We start from the raw sequence: 17,665 nt of genomic DNA, 5'->3' as shown, positions 1-17,665 counted from the left end.
GACGATAATCCGCGAGGAATTCTGTCGTTCCGGTTGGCGAAGATGCTTGCCCCGGGGTGAACGGGGAGGAACGGCGCGGAGCCTTAACGGCCGGTGGCGCCGGGAGCGCGACTCCGCGGCGTCTCGGTCAGCGTTCCGTGACCGTGCCGGGACGCCGCGGGCCGGGGCGCGGGGCCCGGCGCCTCAGGCGGAGCGCCGCAGCGGGTAGGCCGGCACCGCGACCGGGGGCGGCGGCCGGTCCTGCGCCACGATCACCTCCGGCACGCCGGCGCCCTCGGCGAGCGCGTAGAGGGCGACGAGGTCGGCATCGTCCGCCGGCGCGTTCGAGGCGATGACGACCGCGTCCATCCAGAGGCAGGTCGCCGAGGCCAGGGCGCGCGTCCCCGGGTCGCGGCCGTCGTCGCGCAGCACGCAGAGGATCCAGTCGTAAGCCTGCCCGAGGGCGTCGAAGGTCAGGCCCAGGCCCTCGCGCTCGTCGAGGAGCACGCCCGGCGCGTGCGAGCCGGGGCCGACCCGGTGGAGGCGGGAGCCCGGGTCGCGCTGGATCGCCTCCCCGAACGGCGCCTCGCCGAGCACGATGTCGGTCAGGCCCGGCGCGCCGCCCGCCGCCGCGTCCAGTGGCAGCAGCACCGCCCGCGCCGAGCGCGCGAGCGACCGCCCGAGCGCGAGCGCGAGCGCCTCGGGCTCGCCCGCGCCGCCCGATCCGAGGATCAGGACGCGCCGCCCGTCCCCCGCGCTCTCCACGGAGGCGAGCCGGGCCACCAGTGCGTCGAATTCGTAAGGCTCCTCCCGCATCGCGGGGGCGGGGAGGGGATCCTGCGCGGAAGCGGGCGGCGCGCCCCACCCGAGATCCTCCTCCTCGGCGGCCCCGGCCTCCGGTTCGGCGAGGGCGGCGGCCGCCCCGCCCGCCGCGGGCGCGGGCGCGGGCGCGTCGGGGCGCGCGCTCACATCGGTGAGCACCGCAGCGCGACGCGGCCGCGGCCGGCCGCGGCCGCGCAGGTCGTCGGGATCGTCGGCGATGAGGCTGCGCGCGAGCACGCTGCCGGCCGCGAGCAGGAAGGCGACGGCGGTGGTGAAGCCGATGATCGGCAGCTTCTTGGGGAAGGACGGCGTGTCGGGCACGATCGCCCGCGACACCACCCGGGCATCGGCCGGGGCGGCGCTCTCGGCATCCCGCGCGGCGGCCTCACGGTAGCGCGCGAGGTAGGATTCGAGCTGCTCGCGCTGGACCTTCGCCTCGCGCTCGAGGGCGCGCAGCTGCACCTCGCTGCTGTTGCCCTTGGCCACGACCTCGCGCTGCGCGTCGACCGCGGCCTGCAGGCTCTCGACCCGGCTGCCGGCGATGCGGGCGTCGTTCTCGAGGGTGCGCACCGTGCGGTCGGCGGCCGCGCGGATCTGCCCCTCCAGGTCGGTGACCTGCGCGGTCAGTTCCTTCATGCGCGGGTGCTGCGGCAGCAGGGTGCGGCCCTCCAGCGCGAGCTGCGCGCGCAGGGTGATGCGCTGCTCGACGAGGCGGCGGATCAGCTCGTTATTGGCGACGTCCGGGATCTCGAAGGCGCGCCCGTCGCGAATCATGTCCTTGATGAGCTTGGCCTTGGCCGCAGCGTCGGCCTGGGCGGCGCGGGCCTGGGTGAGCTGGCTGGAGAGCTCGGTCAATTGCTGCGCGCCGATCGGCTGCGCCCCGCCGCTGCCGGCGAGGCCGCCGATCAGGCCGTTGCGGGCGCGGAACGCCTCGACCTTGGCCTCCGCCTCGGCGACGCGGCTGCGCAGGGTCTCGACGTTGCTGCCGAGCCAGGTCGAGGCGAAGCGCGCGGTGTCGACCTTCGCGGCGGCGAGCGAGGCGAGGTAGAGGTCCGCGATCGTGTTGGCGCCGCGGGCGGCGAGGTCCGGGTCGCGGGAGCGGAACTCGATCGTCAGGATGCGCGACTTGCCCGCCGAGTAGACCAGCAGCCGGTCGAAGTAGCGCTCCAGCACCCGGTCCTCGGGGTCCCGGTCGAGGGGGCTCGGCACCAGCCCGAGCATGATCAGCAGCCGCTGCAGGGAGCCGATTCCCTCCACGGTCGGGTCGAACTCCCGGTTGCCGACGAGGTTCAGGCGCCGGATCGCCTCGCGGGCGAGGTCGCGGGACATCACCACCTGGACCTGGCTCGCCACCGCCTGCTCGTCGATCGGCTGGGCGGCGTCGCCGCGCTCCTGCTGCAGCCGCGTCAGGGCGCTGTCGCGGCTCTCCAGCAGCAGCTTGGCCTCGCCGGTGTAGCGGGGCGGGACGAGCTGAACGAAGGCGATCGCGGCCGCCAGCGCCGCCAGGGTCGGGAGCAGGATCGCCAGCCAGTGCCGCCGCAGCAGCCGGCCGATGTCGCCGAGCGCGACGCCCTCGCCCGCCGCGCGCTCCGCATGGCGCGGGAGGGGATCGGTCACGGCGCCCGGCGGCGGTGACGGGATGGCGGGAGACGCGCGGAGCATACGGGCCGTCTGCGGTGTGAGAAGCCGAGGCCGGCCGGGGCCGCCCTGGCCGCATCACAACTGATTAAGGTTGCGGGTCGGTAAATTTCTCATCACGGGCGCGGCGGGATCAGGTGAGTTTTCGTTAACCACGCCCGCATAAACCTGCCGCATCGGACGCATCAGGCCGAGAGCAATGAATCGACGCGTTCTTCTGACCGGTCTCGCGGCCACGCTGGCGCTCGGCGGCTGCATGCATCCCGAGTACCGGACCGAGTACCTCGACGCGACCGCCACCGGGTCGATCGGGACGCAGTACCCGCTCGCGGCCGGCGACCGGCTGCGGGTGATCGTGTTCGGGCAGGACAACCTGTCGAACCTCTACATGGTGGACGGGGCGGGGCGGATCATCATGCCGCTGATCGGCCCGGTCGCGGTCGGGGGCGGGACCACGCTGCAGGCGGCGCGGGCGATCGAGGCGCGGCTGCGCGACGGCTACGTCCGCGAGCCGCACGTGACCGTGGAGATCGACCTCTACCGGCCGTTCTTCATCCTCGGCGAGGTCACGACCTCGGGCCAGTACCCCTACGTGAACGGGATGACGGTCGAGACGGCCGTGGCGATCGCGGCCGGGTTCGGGCCGCGGGCGGCGCGCGACTACGCAGTGCTGACCCGCCAGACCCGCGACGGGCCGGTCTCCGGCATCGTGCCGCTCACCTATCCGGTCCGCCCGGGGGATACGATCCTGATCAAGGAGCGCTGGTTCTGAGGCGGGCGCGGCGCCATCCTCCACACGCGACCTTAACCACGGTCCGAGGCGTCGCCCGGGCCGCCGCCGGCGCTTAACGGCCCGGCGACGAAGACTCGGCCAAGACGGGCAGGCGCGGGGTCCGCTCGCCCGTCCCGGGCGGATGACCGGCCGCGCCGCCGTCCGGGAGAGGTTCGTGGCCGTCCCCCAACTCCGTTCCGCCGATCCGGCCGCGGCCGCGGCCCCGCTGCGGGGCGAGCCCGCCTCGCCCGAGCGCATCCTGCACGTGTTCCGCGCCCCGGTCGGCGGGCTGTTCCGGCACGTGATGGACGTGGCGCGCCTGCAGATCGCGGCCGGCCACGCGGTCGGGCTGTTCTGCGACGCGAGCACGGGCGGCGAGCGGGCCGCCGCCGTGCTCGGCGAGATCGCGCCCGCGCTCGCGCTGGGCCTCACCCGGGTGCCGATGCGGCGCAACCCGCACCCGCTCGACCTCGCCGCCCTCGCCCGCCTGCACGGCGTCGTCGGCCGCCTCGCCCCGACGGTGCTGCACGGCCACGGCTCGAAGGGAGGCCTCTTCGCCCGCCTCGTCGTGACCCCGCGCCGCGTGCCGGACCCGGTCCGGGCCTACACGCCCCACGGCGGCAGCTTCAACTACAAGCCCGGCACGGTCCTGCACCGCCTCTACATGGCGGCCGAGGGGGGGCTGACGCGCCGCACCGACGTCTTCCTGTTCGAGAGCGCCTACATCGCGGGCCGCTACGCCGCCTACGTGGGCGAGACGGACCGCCTCGTGCGGGTCGTGCAGAACGGCATCGACGCGGCGGAATTCGCCCCGATCGCGCCCGCCGCCGAGCCGTGCGACTTCGTCTACATCGGCGAGTTGCGCGACGCGAAGGGCGTGCCCGTGCTGTTCGATGCCCTCGCGCGCATCCGCCACGCCCTCGGGCGGCGGCTGACGCTGCTCGTCGTCGGCTCCGGCCCCGACGAGGCCGCCCTGCGCCAGCGGGTCCGGTCGCTCGGGCTCGAGGACGTCGTCCGCTTCGAGCCGCCCCAGCCGATCCGCTCCGCCCTGTCCCGCGGGACGATCATGGTCGTGCCGTCCTTCGCCGAGTCGCTGCCCTACGTGGTGCTGGAGGCCGCCGCCGCCGCCCAGCCCCTCGTGGCGACCAATGTCGGCGGCATCCCGGAGATCTTCGGCCCGGCCTCGGGCGCCCTGGTCCCGCCGCGGGACGTCGAGGCGCTGGCCGGGGCGCTGCTGCGCAAGCTGGACCAGCCGGCCGCGGAGCGGCGCGACGAGGCGGCGGGCCTCAGCGCCTTCATCCGCACCCGCTTCTCGATGCAGCGGATGGCCGAGGGGATCCTCGCCGGCTACCGCGCGGCCCGCGACGCGCGCGGCCCGGCGGCCGAGGCTCGGGAGGCGGGGGAATCCGCCCCGCCCGACCGGGCGGCGGACGCCGCCTGCGCGGCGGATGCCGCCTGCGCGGCGGACGCCGCCTGCGCGGCGGACGCCGTCCGCGCGCGGGACCTCCCGGGGACCGCCGAGGCGCCGCGCCGGGCGGGAGCGCGTTAAGGCTTCCGTGACGGCCCCACCGGAGAATGCGCGCGGGGGCGCGCGATCGGCCCCCGGCCCGTGATCGTGCCGCCGAGGAAGGCGCATCCGTGAGGCGCGAGATGACTGCGTTCGACGTCCGCGACATTCTCAAGTCGGCCGCCGCCCAGCCGGGCGAGGCCGGCAGCCGGGCGGCGATGCCGCCGGCCGAGAATCTCGTGCCGCCGCGCAAGGGCGGGCCGCTCTCGCTCGTGGTGCTGACGGGCTGCGTGCGCGCGGCGGAGTTCGGCCTCGTCGCCGCGACCGGCATCGCCGCACAGCTCGCGGTGCTGCACGGCCTGGTGCCGCTGCATCTCGGCTATCTGGCGGCGATATTCGGCCTCGCCGCGCTCAACCTCGCGGTGCAGCAGGTCGCCGGCTCCTACGGGATCCGCGCCTTCCGGGCCTTCTTCCAGTTCGGCCTGCGGGTGGCCCTCGGCTGGTCCCTCGTCTTCCTGCTCGCCGCGACCGTGCTGTTCTTCGCCAAGCTCGGCGACCAGTACTCGCGCCTGTGGCTCGGCGCGTACTACCTGGCCGGACTGGTGCTCCTGCTCGGCGGGCGGCTCGCCCTGTCGATCGCGGTGAGCGACCAGATGCGGCAGGGCCGCTTCGACCGCCGCACCGCGATCGTGGGCGGCGGGGAGCCCGCCGAGGCGCTGATCAAGGCGCTGGAGTGGCAGCCGGATTCCGGCGTCAAGATCGTCGGCGTGTTCGACGACCGCTCGGACGGGCGCTCCTCGGACGTCGTCGCCGGCTACCCCAAGCTCGGCACGGTGAGCGACCTCGTCGCCTACGCGCGCAACACCCGGCTCGACCTCATCATCTTCACCCTGCCGATCTCCGCCGAGGCGCGCATCCTGCAGATGCTGTCCAAGCTCTGGGTGCTGCCGATCGACATCCGCCTCTCGGCCCATGCCAGCAAGCTGCGCCTGCGCCCGCGCAGCTACTCCTATCTCGGCTCCGTGCCGGTGCTCGACCTGTTCGACAAGCCGATCGCCGACTGGGACGTGGTGGTGAAGGCCATGTTCGACCGCACCGTCGGCGGCCTGATGCTGGTCGCCTTCGCGCCGATCATGCTGGCGGTGGCGCTCGCGGTGAAGCTGACCTCGAAGGGGCCGGTGCTGTTCCGGCAGAAGCGCTACGGCTTCAACAACGAGCTGATCGAGGTCTACAAGTTCCGCTCGATGTACGTCGACCAGAGCGACGCCGGGGCGGCCCGGCTGGTGACCAGGGGCGATCCCAGGGTGACGCCGGTCGGGCGCTTCATCCGCAAGACCTCCCTCGACGAGCTGCCGCAGCTGTTCAACGTGCTCAAGGGCGACCTGTCGCTGGTCGGCCCGCGCCCGCACGCGCTCCAGGCCAAGGCCGCCAACACGCTCTACGACCAGGTCGTCGACGGCTACTTCGCCCGCCACAAGGTCAAGCCCGGCCTGACCGGCTGGGCGCAGATCAACGGCTGGCGCGGCGAGACCGACACGAGCGAGAAGATCCAGCGCCGCGTCGAGCACGACCTCTACTACATCGAGAACTGGTCGGTGTTCTTCGACCTGCAGATCCTGGCGATGACGCCGTTCGCCCTGCTCAAGACCGAGAACGCCTACTGAAGCGGAGGGCGTGTCGCGCGGGGGCGTGGCTCCCGGGCGAGGGACGGAGGCGGGAGCGGACCCGTTCATCGGGCCGACCCCGCCATCCGCGTCACCGGGCGGCCCCTCGCCGCCGCCCGGGCGGGGAGGGGCCGGGCCCTCAATGGGCGTGGGCGGTGGCGGCCCCGATGCCGGTCTCCGAGCGCACGTACTGGGCCTCGAAGCTGTCGCGCTCGCGGCGCGCCCGGGCGCTGGCGTCGGCCTTCGACACCGCCCAGATCACCAGGAAGGCGATCGGCATCGAGAACAGGGCCGGGTTGTCGTAGGGGAACAGGGCCGTGGAGTAGCCCAGGGTCGAGACCCAGACCGCCTTCGACAGCACCACCATCGCCACCGCGGTGATCAGGCCGACGAGGCCCCCGACCAGGGCGCCGGTGGTGGTCGTGCCCTTCCACAGGATCGACATCGCCAGGACCGGAAAGTTGCAGCTCGCCGCCACCGCGAAGGCGAGGCCGACCATGAAGGCGACGTTCTGGTTCTCGAAGACGTAGCCGAGCACGATCGCCACGACGCCGATCACCACGGCGGAGAGCTTCGACAGGCGCACCTCCTTCTGCTCGGAGGTCCGGCCGCGGGCGATGACCTGCGCGTAGAGGTCGTGGCTCACCGCCGAGGCGCCCGCCAGGGTCAGGCCCGCCACCACCGCCAGGATGGTCGCGAAGGCCACCGCCGAGATGAAGCCGAGGAAGAGCGCGCCCCCGGTGGCGTTGGCGAGGTGGACCGCCGCCATGTTGGTGCCGCCGATCAGCCCGGCGATGCGGTCGTAGGCGCCGTCCGCCCCCGCCTTGAAGTAGGAGGGATCGTTCATCAGGAAGGTGATCGCCCCGAACCCGATGATGAAGGTCAGGATGTAGAAGTAGGCGATCAGGCCGGTCGCGTAGAACACCGACTTGCGGGCCGCCTGCGCGTCCGAGACGGTGAAGAACCGCATCAGGATGTGGGGCAGGCCGGCGGTGCCGAACATCAGGCCGATGCCGAGCGAGATGGCCGAGATCGGGTCGCTGACGAGGCCGCCCGGCGCCATGATGGCGTCGTGCTTGGGATGCTCCTTGACCGCCGCGGCGAACAGGGCTTCCGGGTTGAAGCCGTAGCGCCACAGCACCGCCAGGGCCATGAAGGTCGCGCCCGCCAGCAGCAGGCAGGCCTTGATGATCTGCACCCAGGTCGTCGCCTTCATGCCGCCGAAGGCGACGTAGACGATCATCAGGATGCCGACCAGCACCACCGCGTAGAGGTAGTCGAGGCCGAACAGGAGCTGGATCAATTTGCCGGCGCCGACCATCTGGGCGATCAGGTAGAAGGCGACCACCACCAGGGTGCCGGTGGCCGACAGGACCCGGATCTGGGTCTGGTCGAGGCGGAACGAGGCCACGTCCGCGAAGGTGAACTTGCCGAGGTTGCGCAGCCGCTCGGCGATCAGGAACAGCACGATCGGCCAGCCGACCAGGAAGCCGATCGAGTAGATCAGCCCGTCGAAGCCCGACGAGAACACCAGGCCCGAGATGCCCAGGAACGAGGCCGCCGACATGTAGTCGCCCGCGATGGCGAGCGCGTTCTGGCCGGCCGAGATGCCGCCGCCCGCCGCGTAGAAGTCGGCGGCCGAGCGGGTCTGCGCGGCGGCCCGGTAGGTGATGCCGAGCGTGCCGAGCACGAACAGCAGGAACATGCCGATGGCGGACCAGTTCAGGTTCTGCTTCTGGACCGCGCCGAGGTCGGGACCCGCCGCGCTCGCGGCGGTGGCGGCGGCGAGGAGCGCGAGGGCCGCGAGGGCGGGGAGGCGCAGGCGAATCATCGGGCGAGCTCCCGGTTGAGGTCGCGGGTGAGGTCGTCGAAGCGGCCGTTCGCGCGCTGGACGTAGATGCCGGTCAGCACGAAGGCCGAGACGATCACGGCCACGCCGAGCAGGATGCCGAGCGAAGTCACGCCCGCCCCGATCTTCATCGCCAGGAAACCCTTGGCGAAGGCCACGAGGAGCACGAAGCCGAGATAGATCCCCAGCATGATGGCCGAGAGCAGCCAGCCGAAGCGCGTCCGCTCGGCCACCAGCTCGCGGAACTTCGGATTGTTGAGGATACGCGTTGTGTCCGGTCCGGACATGGTGACGACCTCCCGTGAGTGTTGCGGCGCGCATGGCGCGACCGGTCCCGCCAGACGAATCCGTCGGGTCGGGCGCTGTCATTGCCGGTAGAATGAACTGATCGCTGTCGCGTGCAAACAGAAAGCCGCACCCGGCGCGGCGGGTGCGGCCCGCCACCGCGTTTGGCTGAATTCAGACCTGTTGACCAGGGCGGATAGTCTGAAAAATCGCTCAATCCGACGAAGGTTGTAGCGGATTGAGCGATTCTCGTGGCCAAGCTTGACGTGACGATCTGCGATCGCGCCTTGCCCGCGGCGAGCGCTCGCCGCGGGCGGGGCGACCTCAGCCGGCGCGGTTCTGCCGGTTCTCGATCAGGTCGTCGACCACGCCGGGATCGGCGAGGGTCGAGGTGTCACCCAGCGAGGAGAAGTCGTCCTCGGCGATCTTGCGCAGGATGCGCCGCATGATCTTGCCCGAGCGGGTCTTGGGCAGGCCGGGGGCGAACTGGATCAGGTCCGGCGAGGCGATCGGCCCGATATCCTTGCGCACCCAGGCGACCAGTTCCTTGCGCAGCGCCTCGGTCGGCTCCTCGCCGTTCATCAGGGTGACGTAGGCGTAGATGCCCTGGCCCTTGAGGCTGTGGGGATAGCCCACCACCGCGGCTTCCGAGACTTTCGGATGCGCCACCAGCGAGGATTCCACCTCGGCCGTGCCCATGCGGTGGCCCGAGACGTTGATGACGTCGTCGACCCGGCCCGTGATCCAGTAGTAGCCGTCCTCGTCGCGGCGGCAGCCGTCGCCCGAGAAGTAGCGGCCCGGGAAGGTCGAGAAGTAGGTCTGCACGAAGCGCTCGTGGTCGCCCCAGACGGTGCGCATCTGGCCCGGCCAGGAATCGGCGAGGCAGAGGTTGCCCTCGCAGGCGCCCTCCAGCACCTTGTTGTCGCCGTCCACCACCACCGGCTTGACGCCGAAGAAGGGCTGGGTGGCCGAGCCGGGCTTGAGGGCGGTGGCCCCGGGCAGCGGCGAGATCAGGATGCCGCCGGTCTCGGTCTGCCACCACGTGTCGACGATCGGGCAGCGCTCGTCGCCGACGACCCGGTAGTACCATTCCCAGGCCTCGGGGTTGATCGGCTCGCCGACCGAGCCGAGGACGCGCAGCGTCGACCGCGAGGCCTTCTTCACCGGCTCCTCGCCCGCGCCCATCAGGGAGCGGATGGCGGTCGGGGCGGTGTAGAAGATGTTGACCTTGTGCTTGTCGACCACGTCCCAGAACCGGGAGACCGAGGGGTAGGTCGGGATGCCCTCGAACATCAGGGTCGTGGCGCCGTTCGCGAGCGGCCCGTACACGATGTAGGAATGGCCCGTCACCCAGCCGACATCGGCCGTGCACCAGTAGACCTCGCCCTCGTGATAGTCGAAGACGTATTGGTGCGTCATCGAGGCGTAGACGAGGTAGCCGCCGGTGGTGTGGACGACGCCCTTCGGCTGGCCGGTCGAGCCCGACGTGTAGAGCAGGAAGAGCGGGTGCTCGGCCTCGACGTGCTCCACCGGGCACTCGTCGGTGACCTCGCGGGCGGCGTCGTCGTAGTAGACGTCGCGCCCCGCCTCCATGGCGACGCTGCCGCCGGTGCGGCGCACCACGATGACGTGGTCGACGCTGTCCCGCGGCAGGCGCTGGATCGCCGCGTCGACATTGGCCTTGAGCGGCACCTTGCGGCCGCCGCGCAGGCCCTCGTCCGCGGTGATCACCAGCTTGGAGGCGCAGCCCTCGATGCGGCCGGCGAGCGAATCGGGCGAGAAGCCGCCGAAGACGATCGAGTGGATGGCGCCGAGCCGCGCGCAGGCCAGCATGGCGAAGGCCGCCTCGGGAATCATCGGCAAGTAGATGGTGACCCGGTCGCCCTTGCCGACGCCGCGGTTGCGCAGGACGTTCGCCATCCGGCAGACCTCCGCGTGCAGTTCGCGGTAGGTGATGCTGCGGGACTCGGAGGGATCGTCGCCCTCCCAGATGATCGCGACCTGATCACCGCGCGTGGCCAGGTGGCGGTCGATGCAATTGTGCGCGACGTTGGTGACGCCGTCCGCGAACCAGCGGATCGAGACGTTGCCCGGACCGAAATCGGTCTCCTTCACCTTGGTGTAGGGCTTGAACCAGTCGATCCGCTTGCCGTGCTCGCGCCAGAATCCTTCGGGATCGTTAATCGAAGCCTCATACCAAGCGCGATACTTGGCCTCATCGATATATGCCCGCTCCTTGACGGCGGCCGGCACCGCGACGATCCGTTGAGTCATGGCGCTCTCCCTCTCTTCACCTTAGCCGGACCGTTCGTTTCGGAGTCCGGTGCTTGTGCTTAGGTGTTAATCCCGCGAGCGGCCGGCCTGCAACGGATTCTTCCGTCTAACGCCTTTCGGATGAGCCGCGTTGCAGGGCCGGCCGCTTGGCGCGGCGCGGGGCCGACCGCTCCCGGGAGCGCGCCTTCCCGCACCGTCGCTTCCCTCCCTGGCACGGCCACGCCGGCCGCGGCCTTGACCTGTATCAGACGCCGTCCGGACGTGATCGTCCGGACAGCGGATGACGAGCCCGCGCGGCGTTTGAGCGAAGCCGACATCCGCATTGCGAAGCAATCCGTCGGATGTCGTCTGGCACGCCCGCGCGGCGTTTGAGCGACGCCGAAATCCGCATGGCCGAAAGGGGAGATGGCGAAGCAATCCGTCGGATGTCGGATCAGTCGCAGCCGATGCAGATGCCGGTATCCACCTTGCGGTTGAGCTCCTTCACCCGGTCGGGCTGGTTGGCCTCGCGCGGGGCGGCGGCGCGGCCGGGCGGCTTGGTCTGCCCGGTCGCCATGACGTTGCGGTTGACGGTGCCGGTCGATCCGGGCTCCGCCGGGGCGGCGCCCGGATCGGCATTCTGAGCGGCGAGCGGCCCGGCGCCGAGGGTGGCGGCGAGCAACCCGAGGGCGAGGAGGCGGGGGAGGCGCATCGCGCGATCCTTTGTGCTGGTGAGCGGAGATCCCGCCGGGTCAACGCCCTGCCCCGGCCCCGGTTCAGGCGGTGCCGTCGCCCTGAAGGTATCCGGAGCGGCGGCTGTCGGGCATCTGCAGCGAGGTCAGGAAGGCGATCGCGCACATGAGCGTCACGTACCAGAAGAACCACGTCTCCACGCCCCAATCCTTGAAGGAGAGGGCCACGAATTCCGCCGAGCCGCCGAACAGCGCGTTGGCGATGGCGTAGGACAGGCCGACGCCGAGCGCCCGCACCTCGGCCGGGAACATCTCCGCCTTCACCAGCCCGCTGATCGAGGTGTAGAAGGAGACGCAGAGCAGCGCCGCCGTGATCAGCGCGTAGGCGAGGAACGGGTCCGTGGTGCCGCCGATCGCGTGCAGCAGCGGCACCGTCAGCGCCGTGGTGGACGCGCCGAAGATCAGCATCGCGGTCTTGCGCCCGAACCGGTCGGCGAACATCCCGAACAGCGGCTGCACCACCATGTAGGTGAAGAGCACCGCGGTCATGACGTAGTTCGCGGTCTTCTTGTCCATGTGGGCGGTGTTGACGAGATACTTCTGCATGTAGGTGGTGAAGGTGTAGAAGATGAGCGAGCCGCCGGCGGTGTAGCCGAGCACCGTCAGGAAGGCGCGGCGGTGGTGCTGCCAGAGTGCCCGGACGCTGCCGGCCTCCTGCGCCCCGCGCGTCTCGGCGGTCGAGGTCTCGTGCAGGGAGCGCCGCAGGTAGAGCGCCACGACCGCCGCGAGGGCGCCGATGAGGAAGGGGATGCGCCAGCCCCAGGCGCTCATCTCGCGGTCGGAGAGTCCGAGGGTGACCAGCACGACCACCAGCGAGGCGAGGAGCTGGCCCCCGATCAGCGTGACGTACTGGAAGGAGCCGTAGAAGCCGCGCCGCCCCTTCAGGGCGACCTCGCTCATGTAGGTGGCGCTGGTGCCGTACTCGCCCCCCACCGAGAGCCCCTGCGCCATGCGGGCGAGGAGCAGCAGGACCGGGGCGAGGAGCCCGATCTGCCCGTAGGTCGGCAGCACCGCGATGATCAGCGAGCCGAGGCACATCATCAGCACGGAGATCAGCATGGAGTTCTTGCGCCCCAGCCGGTCGGCGATGCGCCCGAACAGCCAGCCGCCGATCGGCCGCATCAGGAAGCCGATGGCGAAGACCGCCGCGGTGTTGATGAGCTGGACGGTCGGGTCGGCGCCGGGGAAGAACGCGTCCTTGAAGTAGATCGCCGTGAACGCATAGGCGTAGAAATCGTACCACTCGACCAAGTTGCCCGAGGACGAGCCGATGATGGCGCGGATGCGGGCCCTGGTGTCGAAGGCGGCGATGGTTGGATTCTGCGACGCGAGGGCGTCGGGGGCGGCGCGGAATGTGGTTGTCATCGCGGGGGCGAGTCCTCCGATTCTGGGCCGCGGCCCGGTCTCGCGGGAAGACGCCCGGGACGCGGCGCTCGGAGCCATAGCGGCTTTTGCGCGGCGGTGCAGCCCTCGCGCGGCGCCCGGGCCGAATCAGCGGCGCGGCCGCGTCCCGCCGCCTCGTTGGCGGCGCGTCGGGACCGGCCCCGCCGCCGGGCGCCTCACGAGCGCTCGCAGGGTTCGGGCCGCTCCGGCCAGGGCCCGCCCGCGGCCGCGCCCTCGACGAAGGCCCGGGCGGCGGCCTCCAGGCGCGGCCGCAGGCGCTGGCGCAGGGGGGCGATCTTGTCGCTGACCTGAACCCACTTGGCGCCGTTCCACTCCAGGACGAGGCCCGCGAGGTGCCCGCTATGGTCGCCGCAGGACAGCCGCAGGGTCGCCGCGAAGCCGGTCAGGCCGAGTTCCTTCCAGCGCGCCCCGTCGATCTGGACCGCTTCGAGCCCGCGCCGGACCGCGTCGCCGTCGAGGGGCTCGCCCCTGGCGCGGCGCTGCGCGTTGCGGATCCCCTCCGCCGTGACCACGGCCGCGTAGACGCCCCGGTTGTAGAGCAGGCCCGTCGCCTCGTCCTTCTCCGTGCGCGAGAGGCCGGCATCGATGGCCAGGAGGTCGATCTGGTCGAAGGCCGGGAAGCTGTCGGTCGCCGCATGCCAAGTGATCTCGCGGAAGCCCCGCGCGGCGGGACCGGCCTGGCGCAGGGCCTCGGCGCTCGGGCTGCCGAGCGCGATGACGCGATTGAGCGGGATCCCGGCCGCGCGGGCGTCCCCGACCGGATCGCCCGCGAGCCCGGCCGAGCCGTCGAGGATCAGGATGTCGGGGGAGGCGGCCTTGACGCCGCGCCAGATGCCGGCGCCCTCCGGCGGCTCGGGCAGGGCGTAGCTGCGCAGGCTGAAACCCAGTTCCCCGGCCAGCCCCTCCATCACCGGCACGGGGTCGCGGCCGGCCGGCGTGTCCCGGTGCAGGTAGGCGACGCGCCGCCCCTCCAGCCCCTCCGGGGCGTTGGTCAGGAAGGCGAGGGCGACCGTGAGCCCGTCCCAGGCGGTGGCCGGGGGCGCGAAGGCGTAGGGGAAGCGCTGGCCGGCCGCCGCGAGCGCCGGGCCGGCCGGGACCGAGACGAGGGGGATGCGGTCGGCGGCGCTCCGGCCGAGCAGGGCGAGGGCGAGGTCGACCCCGCCGGGATTGATCGCGACGGCGCCGGCCCGCCGGGCCTCCTCGTAGCAGGCGAGGCCCCGCTCCAGGTTGCCGCCGGTCTCGCATTCCGTGACCGTCACCCGCTGCCCGCCGAGGCCCCCGTCGCGCTGGTTGAGCATCGTCAGGTAGTCGGCGAAGCCGTTGGCCAGCGGGATCCCGGTGGCCGCAGCGGGCCCGGTGCGCTCCGTGAGCAGGGCGATCGCCACGCCCTCGGCGGCGGCCGGGAGCGGCGCGGCGGCGAGGAGGCCGACAAGGAGGCCGGCGAGGAGGGGGCGCAGCGGGCGGAGCGGCATGACGCAGGTCCCTTGCGGCAGCGGGCGAGCTTTGCCGCACTGCACAAGTTTAGCGCCGATCCGGCGAACGGGAAGGGGCCGAGGCGGGCGGAGAGCTCAGATCGCGAGCACCCGGGCGGGCGGGAACAGCACCTCCACCAGCGTGCCCTCGTGCTTGCGGCTCGACACCCGCAAGGTGCCCCGGTTCGCCTCGACCAGGGCCTTGGTAAGGGGCAGGCCGAGCCCGGTGCCCCGGCCGCGCCGGTTCTGCGCGGTCGCGACCTGCCGGAACGGCTGGAGCGCCGTCTCGACCTCGTCCGGCGTCATGCCGATGCCGGTGTCGCGCACCCGCAGCGCCACGCCGCCGCGGTCGGTCATCGCCGTCGAGACGATCACCTGACCGCCCGCATCCGTGAACTTGATCGCGTTGGCGATCAGGTTGAGGGCCGCTTGGCGCAGGGAGCGCTGGTCGCCGAGGACCGGCCTCAGCCCGTTCGCGAAGCTCGTGCGCACCACCACCCGCTGGCGCGCCGCCTGCGGCTGCATCAGCGACACGCTCGCCCCGACGAGGTCGTTGAGCACCACCCCGGTGAAGTGGAGGTCGAGGTGGCCCGCCTCGATCTTGGCGAGGTCGAGCAGGTCGGTGACGAGGCTGACCACGTGCTCGCCCGAGCTGCGGATGTCCCGCAGGTAATCCCGGTAGCGCTCGTTGCCGATCGGGCCGAACTGCTCCTCCATCATCACCTCGGTGAAGCCCAGGATCGCGTTGAGGGGTGTGCGGATCTCGTGGCTGATGGTGGCCAGGAAATCCGATTTCTGGCTGCTCGCCGCCTCGGCGGCGCGCTTGGCGCGCAGGAGCTCCGCCTCCGTCCGCCGCGCCGCCGAGACGTCGCGCAGGAGCACCGAGAAGCGGCGCGGCTCCTCCTGCGCCAGGGGCGCGAGGGTGAGGGCCAGGATGGGCTCGCCGCCCTCCGCCGCCACCTCGGTGCTCGCCGGCTCCCCGGCCCGCGCCCGTTCGAGGGCGGCGCGGATCGCGGGCCGGCCGTCCTGGGCGAACAGCACCGTCAGGTCCTCGCCGCTCACCTCGCGCGGCTCGTGCCCGAACAGGGCGGCGGCGCCCTTGTTGAGGGCGATCACGCGGCCGCGCTCGTCCAGGGTGACGACCCCGTCCGTGACCGCGTCGAGGACGGCCTCGCTCTCGCGCAGGCGCGCCTCCTGGCGGGCGCGCTCCAGCTCGGCCGCCCGGAGATGCCGGGCGGGGTCCTCCTCCGGCAGCCGGCGCAGGGCCAGCAGACTCGCGGGCGCGCCGCCCCACTCGACCGGCGTGAGGACGGCCGCCACCGGCAGCGCCTCACCGGTGCGGGTCGCCAGGACGACGGGATGATCGGCCCCGCCGGCCGGATCGCCCTCGCCCACGGCCAGGCTCGCCGGATCGCGGCCCCGGAACAGGCTGCCCGCGCCCCCCGCCGCCGTCAGCGCCTCGGCGCTCTCGTAATCCGCGAGGCACAGGAGGGCGCGGTTGGCCAGCAACACCTCCTCTCCCTGGTGGACCAGGATGCCGATCGGGAGCCGGTCGAGCACGCGCGCCACCTCGCCGGCGGTGGAGGGGCCGCGCTCGGGCGCGCGGGCGAGGGCCAGGGCGGGGAAGGGCGTCACCGCCCCCGCGCGCCGCGGCGCCTCCTCCGCGTCGCGCGCCGGGGACGGCCCGTCCTGCGGCGCGTCGCCCGCGAAGCGCGCGCCGAGGATCCGGGCGATCTCGCGGAACGCCGCGTGCTCGTTGAGAGAGAGCTGGCCGGGCGCGAGGGGGCGCGGCACCTCCGGCGCCGGTTCGGCGGCGGGCGCCGGGGTCTCGTCGTGGCCCGCCGCCTCGGGGCGCCGGCCCGCTTCGCCGTCCCCCGCCGCGGGTTCGGGCCTCGTCTCCGGGCCGGGCGAGGGCGCCGCATCCGGCTCGGGCGGGGCGAGGGGGGGCTCGGGCGCCGCTTGGACAACTGGCTCGGGCGCCGCCTGGGCGACCGGCTCGGCGCTGGCGCGCGGCGCGGCGGCTGCGGCCACCGGCTCGGCGTCCTTGCGTGTCGGCGGCTCCGCACTGCCCTCCTCGTCGAGGCAGAAGGGCCAGCCGAGCCCGAAGGCGTTGAGCGGCGTCGCGGCCATCATCCCGGCGAAGCCCGCCAGCGTCGCGCCCGCCAGCGAGGCGAAGGCGGGCAGTTCGGGCACGGGCGGGGGCTCCCACGTCGCCGCCCGGCCCGGCTCCTCGGGGGCGCTTGCGCGCCCGATCGCGATCACGGCGGCGGCGCGCTCGCGCAGGCTCGGCTTCGCCGGGGCCGCGGCGCGGGCGGGCGGCATCGGCGCGACGCGGTCGGGCCGAATCACCCCGAAACCGCTGAATCCCGCGAAGGCGCGGCCCTCGCCCAGGCGCGGCGCCCCGGACAGGTCGACAGCCACGCCTCGTTCCGTCCCGTCGAAGCGCCACAGGACCGGGAGGGCGCGGAAGGTCCGGCGCGCCGCGAGGGCCGCCGCGAGGTCGTCGCTCGTCCCCTGCACGGTGTCGGCCAGGAGCTCGGCCCAGCTCCGGCCGAGGGGCGTGCGGCCGACGAGGCCGGTCAGCGCCTCGGTCGCCTCGACGATCCGGCCCTCCGCGTCGCTGCGCCAGAGGAAGCGCATCGGCGCCGCGCCGGTGCCGGAGACCGGCGGGGAGGGCGGGGCGGGAGCGGGGACCGCGTGGCGCCGCCTCGGCCGCAGGGCCGGCAGCGGATCCGTCGGGATCAGGGCGAGGGCGCGGCGGTCGCCCGGCAGGGACACCACCAAGCAGGCGCAGACGAGGGGCGGGGCGAGCCCGCCCGGGTCGATCCGCAGCCGCGACAGGCGGGGCTTCTCCCCGTCCGGCGCGAGGTGGCGCAGCCCGCGCAGCTGGCGCGGCACGTCGAGGTCGCGGTCGATCCGGCCCTGCGGATCGGCGATCGCGTCGCGGAGACCCTTTGCCGCAGGGGAATGATGCAGGACGCGCTCGGCCGATTCATCGAGGAACAGGCACGCGATCGGGCGCCCGGCCGTCAGCCGCGCCAGGGCCGGAAGAGCCGTCAGCGCCGCGATCTTCGCCTCGAACAGCGCCCCTTCGTCCACTGCCGCTCCCCAATCCGCCCGATTCACGCCGGATCGAACGATTCGCCGCTCCGCCACCATGCGTCCGGCACCGATTTAACGGAAATGAAACGACCGCGCACGGGCACGGAATGCGCAGGTCGAGCGTTACACCATCATTAACCTTAACGGCCTGCGGGAAACTGGCATT

Annotated in this window: 11 protein-coding genes; 3 read left to right on the top strand and 8 right to left on the bottom strand. The window is 72.8% G+C overall.

Annotated features, from left to right (window positions below):
• Positions 1-183 precede the first annotated feature (183 nt).
• Complete coding sequence (locus M446_RS14155; RefSeq protein WP_012332770.1) at positions 184-2,463, bottom strand: GumC family protein; 2,280 nt, start codon at positions 2,461-2,463, stop codon at positions 184-186.
• A gap of 175 nt (positions 2,464-2,638) precedes the next feature.
• On the opposite strand from M446_RS14155, the gene M446_RS14150 reads away from it, so the two are divergent.
• The 3 genes from M446_RS14150 to M446_RS14140 all read left to right on the top strand — a co-directional run bounded on the left by M446_RS14150 (position 2,639) and on the right by M446_RS14140 (position 6,382).
• On the top strand, positions 2,639-3,211 hold the full coding sequence (locus M446_RS14150) for a polysaccharide biosynthesis/export family protein (protein WP_012332769.1): 573 nt from the start codon (positions 2,639-2,641) through the stop codon (positions 3,209-3,211).
• A gap of 142 nt (positions 3,212-3,353) precedes the next feature.
• The gene (locus tag M446_RS14145; protein WP_012332768.1) at positions 3,354-4,760 is read left to right on the top strand and encodes a glycosyltransferase family 4 protein; all 1,407 of its coding nucleotides are present in this window, start codon (positions 3,354-3,356) and stop codon (positions 4,758-4,760) included.
• Positions 4,761-4,861: 101 nt separating this feature from the next.
• Complete coding sequence (locus tag M446_RS14140; RefSeq protein WP_012332767.1) at positions 4,862-6,382, top strand: undecaprenyl-phosphate glucose phosphotransferase; 1,521 nt, start codon at positions 4,862-4,864, stop codon at positions 6,380-6,382.
• A 139-nt stretch (positions 6,383-6,521) separates the two neighbouring features.
• On the opposite strand, the gene M446_RS14135 is transcribed toward M446_RS14140, so the two are convergent.
• From M446_RS14135 to M446_RS14105, 7 genes are all read right to left on the bottom strand, one after another.
• Entirely contained in the window at positions 6,522-8,213 is a 1,692-nt protein-coding gene (locus M446_RS14135) for a cation acetate symporter (RefSeq protein WP_012332766.1), read from the bottom strand.
• Positions 8,210-8,518 carry a DUF485 domain-containing protein gene (locus M446_RS14130; protein WP_012332765.1) on the bottom strand — a complete coding sequence of 103 codons (309 nt, stop codon included), beginning with the start codon at positions 8,516-8,518 and terminating at the stop codon, positions 8,210-8,212. The genes M446_RS14135 and M446_RS14130 overlap by 4 nt, the downstream gene beginning before the upstream one ends.
• Before the next feature lie 322 nt (positions 8,519-8,840).
• On the bottom strand, positions 8,841-10,790 hold the full coding sequence (gene acs / locus M446_RS14125; protein WP_012332764.1) for an acetate--CoA ligase: 1,950 nt from the start codon (positions 10,788-10,790) through the stop codon (positions 8,841-8,843).
• A gap of 433 nt (positions 10,791-11,223) precedes the next feature.
• Positions 11,224-11,481 (bottom strand): hypothetical protein, encoded by a 258-nt coding sequence (locus M446_RS14120; protein WP_012332763.1) that lies wholly within the window; start codon positions 11,479-11,481, stop codon positions 11,224-11,226.
• A gap of 64 nt (positions 11,482-11,545) precedes the next feature.
• Positions 11,546-12,886 carry an MFS family transporter gene (locus M446_RS14115; RefSeq protein ID WP_012332762.1) on the bottom strand — a complete coding sequence of 447 codons (1,341 nt, stop codon included), beginning with the start codon at positions 12,884-12,886 and terminating at the stop codon, positions 11,546-11,548.
• A 194-nt stretch (positions 12,887-13,080) separates the two neighbouring features.
• Positions 13,081-14,397 (bottom strand): ABC transporter substrate-binding protein, encoded by a 1,317-nt coding sequence (locus M446_RS14110; protein ID WP_012332761.1) that lies wholly within the window; start codon positions 14,395-14,397, stop codon positions 13,081-13,083.
• A gap of 96 nt (positions 14,398-14,493) precedes the next feature.
• A complete protein-coding gene (locus tag M446_RS14105; RefSeq protein WP_012332760.1) occupies positions 14,494-17,496 on the bottom strand; it encodes a PAS domain-containing sensor histidine kinase in 3,003 nt (1,000 codons plus the stop codon).
• Between the last annotated feature and the right edge of the window lie 169 nt (positions 17,497-17,665).

The sequence above is a fragment of the Methylobacterium sp. 4-46 genome, from assembly GCF_000019365.1.
In the GTDB taxonomy this organism is placed as follows: Bacteria; Pseudomonadota; Alphaproteobacteria; order Rhizobiales; family Beijerinckiaceae; genus Methylobacterium.
This window is presented reverse-complemented; position numbering and strand designations above follow the sequence as displayed.

Bases quoted from the DNA above. Each gene is read 5' to 3' on its own strand.
- M446_RS14155 (WP_012332770.1), bottom strand. From the start codon at position 2,463: ATGCTCCGCGCGTCTCCCGCCATCCCGTCACCGCCGCCGGGCGCCGTG.
- M446_RS14115 (WP_012332762.1), bottom strand. From the start codon at position 12,886: ATGACAACCACATTCCGCGCCGCCCCCGACGCCCTCGCGTCGCAGAAT.
- acs (WP_012332764.1), bottom strand. From the start codon at position 10,790: ATGACTCAACGGATCGTCGCGGTGCCGGCCGCCGTCAAGGAGCGGGCA.
- M446_RS14130 (WP_012332765.1), bottom strand. From the start codon at position 8,518: ATGTCCGGACCGGACACAACGCGTATCCTCAACAATCCGAAGTTCCGC.
- M446_RS14135 (WP_012332766.1), bottom strand. From the start codon at position 8,213: ATGATTCGCCTGCGCCTCCCCGCCCTCGCGGCCCTCGCGCTCCTCGCC.
- M446_RS14110 (WP_012332761.1), bottom strand. From the start codon at position 14,397: ATGCCGCTCCGCCCGCTGCGCCCCCTCCTCGCCGGCCTCCTTGTCGGC.
- M446_RS14145 (WP_012332768.1), top strand. From the start codon at position 3,354: ATGACCGGCCGCGCCGCCGTCCGGGAGAGGTTCGTGGCCGTCCCCCAA.
- M446_RS14150 (WP_012332769.1), top strand. From the start codon at position 2,639: ATGAATCGACGCGTTCTTCTGACCGGTCTCGCGGCCACGCTGGCGCTC.
- M446_RS14140 (WP_012332767.1), top strand. From the start codon at position 4,862: ATGACTGCGTTCGACGTCCGCGACATTCTCAAGTCGGCCGCCGCCCAG.
- M446_RS14120 (WP_012332763.1), bottom strand. From the start codon at position 11,481: ATGCGCCTCCCCCGCCTCCTCGCCCTCGGGTTGCTCGCCGCCACCCTC.